A 10,543-nucleotide genomic window follows, 5' to 3' on the forward strand; every position below is an offset into this window, starting at 1 on the left:
ATCAGAGCTACTGGACTTCAGATCATCCTCGGGAAGGTGCGCCCACTTTCACGCCCCCTCGCCGAGGCTCATCCACAGGTTCTGATCATTGCTCCGGCGGGAGCCGAATCAGCCTCTATTCGTCGTATAGGCAGGTTGATTCGCCCCTGCAGGTCGGCAACTGAGAGACTGTAGGTCGAGACGGCGCAGACACCTCCTGAGCCGATCTCGAAGACCGCGTAGTCGGTGTAGATGCGGCTTACGCAACCCAAGCCTGTCAGCGGATAGTCGCACTGCGCCACCAGTTTGGCGGCCCCGTCCTTGGCGAATAGGTTCATCATGACGAACACGGCTTTGGCGCCGGTCGCCAGATCCATCGCTCCCCCCACTGCGGGGATCGCATCGGCCTCACCCGTGTGCCAGTTGGCGAGGTCACCGCGCTGAGACACTTGGAAGGCGCCCATCACACACACGTCGAGATGGCCACCGCGGATCATCGCAAACGAGTCCGCGTGGTGAAAGTAGGCTGCGCCGGGCAATTCGGTAACCGGAACCTTGCCGGCGTTGATCAAGTCCGGATCGATATCCTCGCCGACGGCTTCGGGTCCCATGCCGAGCATCCCATTCTCGGTATGCAGCACTACTCCCGCCGCTGGATCCAAATGATTCGATACCCTGGTCGGTAGGCCAATGCCGAGATTCACATAGGACCCCGGCGGAATATCGGCAGCAACCCGCGCCGCCATCTGATCACGATTCAGAGGTTGGCGGTCGAGGTATTCGCGCGTGGCAATACGTGTCATGGCGTCTTCCACCGCGAAGTTGCTGTGGCCCGGGTTAAAACCCGGTGGACATAAATCGATGGGGTGGCCACGACTTCGGGGTCGAGTTGGCCGAGTTTCACGACCGCTGACACCTCAGCGACGGTGAGTCGCGCCGCAGCAGCCATGACGGGCGCGAAATTACGGGCTGTCTTGCGGTACACCAGGTTCCCCATTTCATCGCTCTTGTGTGCGCTGATCAGCGCGACATCGCCCTTAATGGGAAATTCAAGAACATACTGGCGGCCGTTGATGATCCGGGTCTCTCGATCAGCGGCCAGCTCGGTGCCTACGCCCGTGGGACAAAAGAACGCTCCGATACCCGCACCGGCGGCGCGCAGCCGTTCAGCGAGGTTGCCTTGCGGGACCAACTCAAGTTCGATCTGCTTACTGCGATACAGATTGTCGAACACCCACGAATCGCGCTGTCGGGGGAACGAGCAGACAATCTTGCGGACGCGCCCTGCCTTGAGAAGTGCAGCTAAACCGGTCTCCCCGTTGCCGGCGTTGTTGCTGACTACGGTCAGACCTGTTGCCCCCTGCCGGATAAGACCGTCGAGAAGGCAGCCGGGCATACCGGCCAGCCCAAACCCGCCGACGAGAACAGTTGCACCGTCGGCGATTTCCGCAACCGCCGCGTCGGGATCGTCGAAGAACGCTGTCTTCATTGGCATTCCATATCTGTCATGCGGGCATGTCGTCGCCGCGCAGCGCCTCAGCGGCCGTGTGCAAGCGGAGCTTCGATCGACCGCTGTTGGTCTTCGTCCTCCATTGTGGGTCACGGCTTTCCGCTGTATGCGCCGCAGGACATCGCCGGGAACCGGGATGTCGTAATGGTCAGCCCAAGAGTTCTTCTCTCCGCTCGTTGGCCGCGGACGGCCGATAATGGCGCCATTTTTTGCACTATGCCATGATAGCTACACGATGGATGTCAACGCAGATGGTTTTCGGGATCCATTCTGGCCCGAGCGGTAGACGAGGTCAACGCCGGCGAGACCTCGGCGGGGTTGGCAACCGATTTTCGTGGGGCCACCCGGCCGCGGCGACCGCACAAGCGGTAGCACCTACAAGCGAGCGGAGAATGCACATGACGACACTGCGGGATCTTGAGCTGTTCCTGGGGCCGGTGCCCCGCGGGGCGATCGTCGGCGGCGAACTTCTCGTCGGGCCCGACACGATCGAGGTCATCAATCCGGCCACTGAGGATGTTGTCGCCGAGGTCTCCGGCGGGGATGTCGACACCGCAACGAGGGCTGTCAGTGCGGCTCAATCGGCCATGGAAGGCTGGGCTGCACGCAGCCCACGTGAACGCAGCGACATCCTGCGTCGCGCATTCGATCTGATGATCGCCCGTGCTGATGGTCTCGCCCAGCTGATCGTGCTGGAGAACGGCAAATCGCTGGCCGACGCCAGATCCGAAGTGCTCTACGCCGCTGAGTTCTTCCGCTGGTACTCCGAAGAAGCGGTTCGCTTGAGCGGCGAGGTCACCGCCGCGCCCGCAGGGACCAACCGAATCATGGTGCTGCACCAGCCGATTGGTGTTGCACTGCTCATCACGCCGTGGAACTTCCCTGCCGCGATGGCGACACGCAAGCTCGGACCGGCGCTGGCCGCGGGATGCTCAGTGGTGCTCAAGCCTGCCTCCGAGACGCCCTTGACAGCGCTTGCCATCGCCGCGCTGATGGCCGACGCCGGTGTGCCCGCAGGTGTGATCAACGTGGTGCCGTCTCGCCGGTCGGATGCGGTAGCGTCGACACTGCTCGATGACGAGCGGGTGCGGAAGTTGTCGTTCACCGGGTCCACCGAAGTCGGCCGCCGCCTGTTGGCACACGCCGCGCGCACGGTGGTCAGTACGGCAATGGAGCTGGGCGGCAACGCGCCTTTCATCGTTTTCGACGACGCCGATATCGATTCGGCGGTCGCCGGCGCGATGATCGCCAAACTGCGCAACGGCGGGTCGGCCTGCACCGCGGCCAATCGGTTCATCGTCCACCAATCAATCGCAGACACCTTCTCGGCACAGCTGGCCCGAGCCATGAGCCAACTGGCGGTAGGGCCGGGCCTGGACCCCGGCACCGATATCGGTCCCCTGATCAACGCCGCAACCCGCAACAAGGTATCCAGCCTGGTGCAATCGGCCCTCGACAGCGGCGCCAAGGCGCTCGTCGGTGCGAAAGCCCCTGACCGTGAGGGCTATTACTACCTACCCACGGTGCTGGCCTCCGTCCCCCACAATGCCGACATCCTCGACGACGAGATCTTCGGGCCCGTAGCACCGGTAACCACATTCGACCATCTCGACGAGGCCGTTGCGTTGGCCAACGCAACCGAGTACGGACTGGTGTCCTATGTCTACACCGGGAATCTGCGCACCGGACTACAGGTCGGCGAACGGCTCGACTGTGGAATGGTGGGCATCAACCGACCGGTCGTCTCTGATCCCGCTGCGCCATTCGGCGGCACCAAACAGTCCGGACTGGGGCGCGAAGGCGGACATGAGGGAATGCTCGAATTCACCGAAAACAAGTACCTGGCCATCGACTGGTAGAGCCGCTCTGCCCAACCACCTGGTCTCCGACTGCGGCGGCCCAACCACCTGGTCTCCGACTGCGGCGGATTGTTGATCGCCGAGAACGCGTCGGCGCCATACATTCCCAGGTTCGATGTCGGAGCGTGCCGCAGGGTGGACTCCATCTACACGACAATGACGCCGCGTGTTGCAGCGTCGCGCACGCGCACGACCGGCACTGGACGGCTTCGGTCATGTTGGTGTCCGCCCCCAAGAGCGAAGCAATTGAGCGTCAGGGTTCTGCGGGACAGGTGTACCAGATCAGCCTGCGTTGCAAAGTATCCGGCTGGATTGCATGATCGTTCGCGCCACATCGGGCGCACGCCTACCAAGTCCGCACGGCGCCCCGACGTCAACTTGCCTGCCCGCGGAGGACTCAACCAGCCGCAGCACCTTGTGTAGTTGTTCCTCGGACAGCCCCTCGTGAACGAACCCGGCGACCACGCGCGTGGTGGCAGGCACTTCCAGCCGCGCCAACGGCGTGTAATAAGTCGGATCCAACGTCGGAGGTTCATTGCCGGCCGCAAGTGGAAAGTGGACGTACCGCAGGGTCTGCTCAGCGGGCCAGTGGGCGACGATCGCGTTGACCAGCGCCACCACCGCAGAACAATCACGCAGGCCGTTCACCAAGGCCCGGTTGCCCAGATCTCCGAAACAAAGGTGGATACCGAATTGTGTTGCCGGCGAGGTCTTTTTGGGTAGTTCTAAGCACAATTTGGCCGCCAGCGCTGCTACCGTACTGCGGAGCATCCTCGGCGCGCGCGCCACTAACACTAATTCGGCAGGGACTTCGATCTGGAACACCACGTCACCACCCGACTCGGCCGAGATCGCTTCGATCTCGTGTGCGGCCGCGGCGTTGAAGGCCTTGTAGTGCCGCAGGGCTCGGGGAAAGCCGAAGGCGAACAGCGCCAGATCGAAGCCTGATGCGACGCCCACCTGATAGGTGATGTCGGGTATACCGCGTTCGCGTGCGAGGGATTCCACGACCGGGCAGTTTTCGCGGTAGGCGTTCAGATAGCCGAGATCAAGTGAGTCCGGGTCAATTTTGGCCCCACGCTTCACCTTGAAGCTCGGTCGGTCGTCGTAGGTCGACCATTTGCCATCCTTCTTGAGGGTGACCGCAGAATTGCTACGCAGGGCCTCGACGATCGAGACGACCCACTGGTTTCGAGAACCTGTCTCGCCATCGGGGACGGCAAGAAGCATCGGCCCGAGTTCGCCGACCGCCAGATCGACGGCCTGCTCGGTGTCCGCACCGGGGATACTGCCAACGAGCAAAACTTTCCGATCGGTCACTATGCGCTCCTTTGCACTTGTTAGCAGGTGACCTGTGCCGCGTTCGGTCTGCTGGCAAACTTACCAGCGAACTCGGCTGCAGACTTCAGTACCGTACCGGCCAGCGAGTGCGAACCTGTGACGATCACAATCCCGTCGGGATGGCACAGGCTCTCGGCCTGACTGAGCGCCTGTAGTGGATCAGGTTCGACGATGGCTCGTGCACCCAATCGCTCTGCGGTTGCGGCGATCTGGACAGCAGGCAGACGGCGAGGCGACGGTGGTTCGGTCGCGATCACGACATCGGCACTGCTTGCACGCAGTGCTGTGAGAAACGGCGATGGGTCGCGGCCGCGCAGGGCGCCCATCACCAGTGCGCTGCGCTGCGCCGCGCCGAACGCCTCGTCCACTGCCGCGCGGACTGCCGCCGCGCCTGCGGGGTTGTGCGCCACATCGACGACAACGCGGCCACCGGCGATCGCGTGTAGGCGACCAGGCACTCGCAGCCCGGCCAATGCAGCCGCGACGGTGCGCGCGTCGAGTGGGCCGCCGAGGTGCGCTTCGGCGGCGGCGAGGGCGACAGCCGTGTTGTCCGCTTGATGCGCACCGAGAAGGGGTAGCTCGACGTTGGGTAGAACGCGATCGCCAAGGCGAATGTCAAGAGTCTGTCCGCCGCTGCAGGCGGTCCTGTGGGTGACGGCGTAGTCACGGCCCATCATCGACACACGAGCGGGTCGCCGCTCGATGAAAATCGGGTGCAGACCGGGATCACGCTCACCCAGGACGAGGGTGGCGCCGAGGTGAATGATCCCCGCTTTCTCTCGCGCGATTGCGGTTCGCGAGTTCCCGGCGAATTCAACGTGATCGAGGTCGACGTTGGTGATCGCAACGGTCGCGGCGTTGAGCACATTCGTGGCATCCCACCTGCCCAGCATGCCGACCTCGACCACAGCGACGTCGACATTGGCCTGACCGAATCTCAACAAAGCCGCGACAGTGAGCGCTTCGAACCAGCTCGGGGTCAAGCCGAGGCGGTCTGCAGCAGTGCGTACCTGATCCAGCAGTCCGCCGAGCTGTTCGTCGGTTGCCGGCTCGCCGCCGACGCGGATGCGCTCACCACACGTGATCAGATGAGGGCTTGTGTACAGACCGACCCTCAGACCTGCGTGAGTGAGCAACGCCGCCGCGACGGAGCTGGTCGAGCCTTTCCCATTGGTGCCGGTGACATGAATCGCCGGGTAGGAACGGTGGGGGCTACCCAATTGTCCGAGCAGCAGTTCGGCGTTCGCCGTCGAACGCCCCGGTACCGCGCCGGTCATCTCGTAGCCGGTCAATGTGTCCTGATACGCGAGACCGCGCAGCGCGCTCTCGGATGTCATCACCATCACCGCACCGATCTGGCGCCGACGCCAGCTTCCGGTGAGCTCAGGAAAGTACTCAAAATTTCCTGCCCCGCAGGCGTCAACAGAGATTCGGGATGTACCTGGATGCCCTCGATGTCGAACTCACGGTGGCGGACCCCCATGAGCAGCCCCGACGGCGTCCTGGCCGTGACCGCGAGTTCGGTCGGCAGGCTCTCCTCGTCGATCACCAGCGAGTGGTATCTGGCCGCCGTGAACGGACCAGGCAATCCAGCGTATACGCCGCGCGAGTCGTGATAGACGATGGTTGCCTGACCGTGTACTGGCCGCGGTGCCCGAATCGTCCGCGCGCCAAATGCCTCACCGATCGCCTGATGTCCCAGGCACACTCCGAGTATTGGAAGCACGCCGGCGAGCGCTCTGATCACCGTCATACTCATACCGGCCTGCCGCGGTGTTCCCGGCCCCGGCGAGATGATGAGACGTTGGAACTGCCCGTCGGCGGCCGCGGCCACGATATCGTGCAGACGCTCCGGGTCGCTGCGAACGACCTCCGTGCCGGCCCCGAGTTCTTCGCAGTATTGGCTCAGGTTGAAGACGAAAGAGTCGTAGTTGTCGATGAGGAGCACCCGCATGTCACGGTTGGCGTGGCGCACTCTCGGGTGGCGTAGTGGCGTGTCAGTAATTGCAGTCGCTTCAGAATTGATTCCACGCCTGATCTTCTGGCGGGACAGCCAGCCGGCCAGAGTCCCGGGGTGCGAACTGCTACCGCCCATTACGGCATCGACGGAAACGATGGTGGCGTCGGGCTTCACGACGAATGCTTCGGCGCCACGATTCAGGTCATCGCGGGTCAGGGTTGCTTCGTCGACCCCGATGCCGGAACGGCGCAGGGTTGCCAGGACACCTGCCACGGGACCCAATACCGGCCGCCGTGCGTAATGCGCGTCGAAACGAACTCCGCTGTCGTCCACTACGAACAGAGGAAACTCACCGGCGGCGCCGGGCAGGGAAATGACCGCGTCGGCTCCACCGGTGTCGCGGCGTTCGGATTCGTCCACATCCACGGCAAGCGTGCCGCCGATAGCGTGTAGTAGCGGTTGTGCCTTGGCCAGACATTCGCGCAGCTCTCCATCGGGCGTTGAGTCAGCGACGATTCCGCCACCTACGCCGAGCCAAACCGAGTCGTCGCTGAATTCGAGGGTACGGATCACGACATTGAGCTCCATTAGCGTGCATGAGATGACACCGATCGCACCGGTGTAGGCCTCCCGGCCGCTGTCTTCGAGTTCGTTGATGAGTTCCATGGCACGCACTTTCGGCGCGCCGGTAACCGATCCCGGCGGAAACGTCGCTCTCACCAGATCGGTGTCAGAGATGCCGTCACGCAGATTCGCAACGACGTCGGTGAGCAAATGCCAGACACCCGTGTGTTGTTCCACGCGGGTCCGACGCGGAACGGTGACCGAACCCGGGACACTCACTCGGCCGAGATCGTTGCGCATCAGGTCGACGATCATGGTGTTCTCAGCGTTGTCCTTGGCCGAGGACAACAGATCCTCCGGACGGGCACGCAGTGGGGCCGTTCCCTTGATCGGCGAGGTCCGCACCGTTGTACCTATCCGCTGCAGGAACAACTCGGGAGAGAAGCTCGCTACCGCGCCGGTCACGCTGGTCACGTATGCCGCGTAGGCAGGTTTCAATTCCTCGACGCCGCGCACGAAGACGTCGATCGGATCGCCGTGGAAGTCGGCCTGGAGGCGAACAGCGAGGTTGGTCTGAAAGATGTCACCGGCGCGAATTGCCTCGAGCGCCTTGGCGATTGCCAGACGATGAGCATCGGGGGTGGGTCGCATTGCAAACGCGGAGCAGGTGTAAGGCTGCGCTGCAGGTCCGTCGGCCGCGGCAAGGATGCGGGCGAATCCGTGGTATGCCCGCTCAATTTGTTCGGCGCGCTCATCGACAGCAGCTGACTCGAACCACCATGTTCCCGTTGCTGTTTCGTATCTCAGCAGGTGGTCGTAGTAGGCGAAGTCACATTGCGGTCTTGGGCTAGGTCGGTCGGGAGCCGGTGGCAGCACCTCCAGGCTCGTGCCGTACTGATAGCCCAGGACACCGAACCAGCCAGCACCGAGCACGCCGTCGGCAGTGGACAGCGTTGGCATGGTGAGGTCGTCAAGGTCGTCGGCATGCGCAACTGGATCGCAGGCGATCAGCGCTCCGCCACCGGCCCAGGCGCCGAGCAGACCGACCAATCGTCGGCGTCCGCGCAGCCGTGTCAGGGCTTCGGTAGGGGCGATGGTGCCCGGCAATGCTCGCCTTTGGACCGTCACCGCGGGATCTGCCGGGGGTGTTGCTGTTACGGTCGCCAGCTCGAGCGTCATCGCCCAGGCCAATCGTCGGCGCGGACCGCAGCGTTCGCCCGGGGCGACGCCGGACTTGCCGTGGCCGCCTCGGCGGCCGAGACGGCGGCGATCGTGGCTCCCACGTCGTGGACGCGCACCCACGCCGCGCCCTGCACCGCTGCCAGCGCGGAGATCGCGGCGGTGGCGAGATCGCGATCGGCGGGTGTGCGCATCGACTCGGGCAGCGATTCCGTCAGAAACCGTTTGCGGGATGCCCCGACCATCAGCGGTCCGAGCACCGCCAATTCGCCGAGGCGTCGCAGCAACGTCCAATTGTGCTCGCTGGTTTTGGCGAATCCGAGGCCGGGATCGACGATGATGCGCTCAGACTTGATTCCGGCGGTCTGCAGCGCCTGCAGCCGTTGCCCGAGCTCAGCCTTGACGGTGTGGACGACATCGTCATAGCTGGCCCGACGGGCCATGGTGGCGCTGTGGCCGCGCCAGTGCATCGCCACGTAAGGCACTTCCAGCTCGGCCACGCACCGTGCCATGGCCGGATCGGCCAGACCACCGCTGACGTCGTTGACCATGATCGCGCCTGCATTCACCGCGGCCTCTGCCACCGATGCCCGCATGGTGTCGATGCTGACGCGGATTCCACGGGCCGTCAGCTCGCGAACCACGGGCAATACGCGACGCATTTCGTCAGCTTCGGCGGTGCGGGTGGCTCCGGGTCGGGTGGATTCGCCTCCGACGTCGACGACATCTGCTCCGTCGGCTGCCAGTCGCAAACCGTGCGCGACGGCCTTATCCACGGTGAAGTAGGTCCCGCCGTCGGAGAATGAATCCGGGGTCACGTTGAGCACACCGGAAACATGGCACCGCCGATGTGAGACGGCCGGACCTATAGTTGTGCTCGAAACGCCAGGCGGTGTCCTCGCGTAAACGCGATTCGCAGCTGGAGAGGTCACGGGAATATGACGGTCCGACTGCCGTCGAGCAGGATGCGGTTCTGGGCATGCCAACCAACCGCCCTTGATAGAGCACGACATTCGTTATCGCGACCGAGTGCGGCGACTGCCTCCGCGGAATGCGTGTGGTCGACTCGTGTCACCTCCTGCTCGATGATCGGGCCCTCGTCGAGATCGGAAGTCACGTAGTGGGCCGTAGCGCCGATGAGCTTCACGCCCCGATTGTGTGCTTGGTGATATGGGCGGGCACCTTTGAAGCTCGGCAGCATCGAGTGATGGATGTTGATGGCTCTGCCTTCGAGCTTTGCGCACAGGTCGGCGGAAAGCACCTGCATGTAGCGCGCAAGCACTACGAGATCGACGTCGAGAGTGTCGACGAGCTCGAGCAGCCGCGCTTCGGCCTCCGGCTTGGTATCGGGCGTCACCGGAATATGGTGGTAATCAACCCCGTAACGCCGCGCCATCTCCTCCATGTCTGGGTGATTCGAGGCGATCGCGGGTACAGTGACGTTCAGTTCGCCTGTGCTCGTGCGGTATAGCAGATCGTTGAGGCAGTGACCATACTTGCTGACCATGATCAGCATCCGCTGCTTATCCGCGGTACTTGTCAGCCTCCAGTGCATCATGGCGGCCTCTGCGACGGCATTGAAGTCACCCCGCAGGATAGCCCCATCGATTGGCCGAGAGCTGTTCTGCTGGAATTGGACCCGCATGAAGAACCGACCGGTGCTGCTGTCCAGAAACTGTTGGCTCTGCACGATGTTGCACTCTCGGTCGAGCAGAAACCGCGACACCTCGAAGACAGTGCCCGGCCGGTCGGGGCATGAGAGCGTGAGAATCCAATCCGGCGACGTGGTCGCACGCGTTGTAGGTGGCGAATCACTCATGCAGGTAATCCATTCGAATGGTTGGCTTCGGCGTCCTTGGTCGGGCAGACCTCTACTGCTGCCCGACCAAGGACCCTGAACAGGGCGGTCAGGCCGGTGCCGTGGTGTTTACGGTGGCGCGGATAGTGGTTTCCTTGTGCGCCTCGACACGAGGCTTGTAGGGGATTGATGCCTCGTCCCCCCATACCACGGTGACCTCGGCGCCATCATTTGCATCCGCTTCGTCGATCGTCGCGGGAGGAATTGTCAATACCTGTGGATCGGCGTGTTTCAGGCGACCTCCGTTCCGGCTTGCTGATCGCCGTCTGAGGGCGGTGTCGGTGGGGTGATTT

At 63.4% G+C, this 10,543-nt stretch carries 9 protein-coding genes; 1 reads left to right on the top strand and 8 read right to left on the bottom strand.

The window, feature by feature from the left end; genetic code table 11:
* Positions 1-68: 68 nt before the first annotated feature.
* Both AAHS21_RS31610 and AAHS21_RS31615 read right to left on the bottom strand, forming a co-directional pair.
* Positions 69-782 carry a 3-oxoacid CoA-transferase subunit B gene (locus AAHS21_RS31610; protein ID WP_342931238.1) on the bottom strand — a complete coding sequence of 238 codons (714 nt, stop codon included), beginning with the start codon at positions 780-782 and terminating at the stop codon, positions 69-71.
* Positions 779-1,468, bottom strand: a complete 690-nt coding sequence (locus AAHS21_RS31615) for a 3-oxoacid CoA-transferase subunit A (protein WP_342931230.1) — start codon at positions 1,466-1,468, stop codon at positions 779-781. Before AAHS21_RS31615 ends, AAHS21_RS31610 begins: the two co-directional genes overlap by 4 nt.
* Positions 1,469-1,887: 419 nt before the next feature.
* On the opposite strand from AAHS21_RS31615, the gene AAHS21_RS31620 reads away from it, so the two are divergent.
* Positions 1,888-3,348, top strand: a complete 1,461-nt coding sequence (locus AAHS21_RS31620) for an NAD-dependent succinate-semialdehyde dehydrogenase (RefSeq protein ID WP_342931231.1) — start codon at positions 1,888-1,890, stop codon at positions 3,346-3,348.
* Between the two features lie 282 nt (positions 3,349-3,630).
* Here AAHS21_RS31620 and AAHS21_RS31625 read toward each other — a convergent pair whose 3' ends face one another.
* The 6 genes from AAHS21_RS31625 to AAHS21_RS31650 form a co-directional block, all read right to left on the bottom strand.
* Positions 3,631-4,578 carry a hypothetical protein gene (locus AAHS21_RS31625; RefSeq protein WP_342931232.1) on the bottom strand — a complete coding sequence of 316 codons (948 nt, stop codon included), beginning with the start codon at positions 4,576-4,578 and terminating at the stop codon, positions 3,631-3,633.
* A 110-nt stretch (positions 4,579-4,688) separates the two neighbouring features.
* Positions 4,689-6,026, bottom strand: coding sequence for a Mur ligase family protein (locus AAHS21_RS31630; protein WP_342931233.1), 1,338 nt, complete (start codon positions 6,024-6,026; stop codon positions 4,689-4,691).
* 5 nt (positions 6,027-6,031) lie between these two features.
* Positions 6,032-8,392, bottom strand: a complete 2,361-nt coding sequence (locus AAHS21_RS31635; protein WP_342931234.1) for a chorismate-binding protein — start codon at positions 8,390-8,392, stop codon at positions 6,032-6,034.
* The gene (gene folP / locus AAHS21_RS31640) at positions 8,389-9,219 is read right to left on the bottom strand and encodes a dihydropteroate synthase (RefSeq protein ID WP_342931235.1); all 831 of its coding nucleotides are present in this window, start codon (positions 9,217-9,219) and stop codon (positions 8,389-8,391) included. The genes AAHS21_RS31635 and folP overlap by 4 nt, the downstream gene beginning before the upstream one ends.
* Positions 9,220-9,320: 101 nt before the next feature.
* Complete coding sequence (gene purU / locus AAHS21_RS31645; RefSeq protein WP_342931236.1) at positions 9,321-10,211, bottom strand: formyltetrahydrofolate deformylase; 891 nt, start codon at positions 10,209-10,211, stop codon at positions 9,321-9,323.
* Positions 10,212-10,299: 88 nt separating this feature from the next.
* Positions 10,300-10,543, bottom strand: a 244-nt coding sequence (locus AAHS21_RS31650; RefSeq protein ID WP_342931237.1) for a hypothetical protein, incomplete at its 5' end; no start/stop codon positions are given.

It is taken from the genome of Mycobacterium sp. 050272, assembly GCF_039023525.1.
GTDB lineage: Bacteria > Actinomycetota > Actinomycetes > Mycobacteriales > Mycobacteriaceae > Mycobacterium.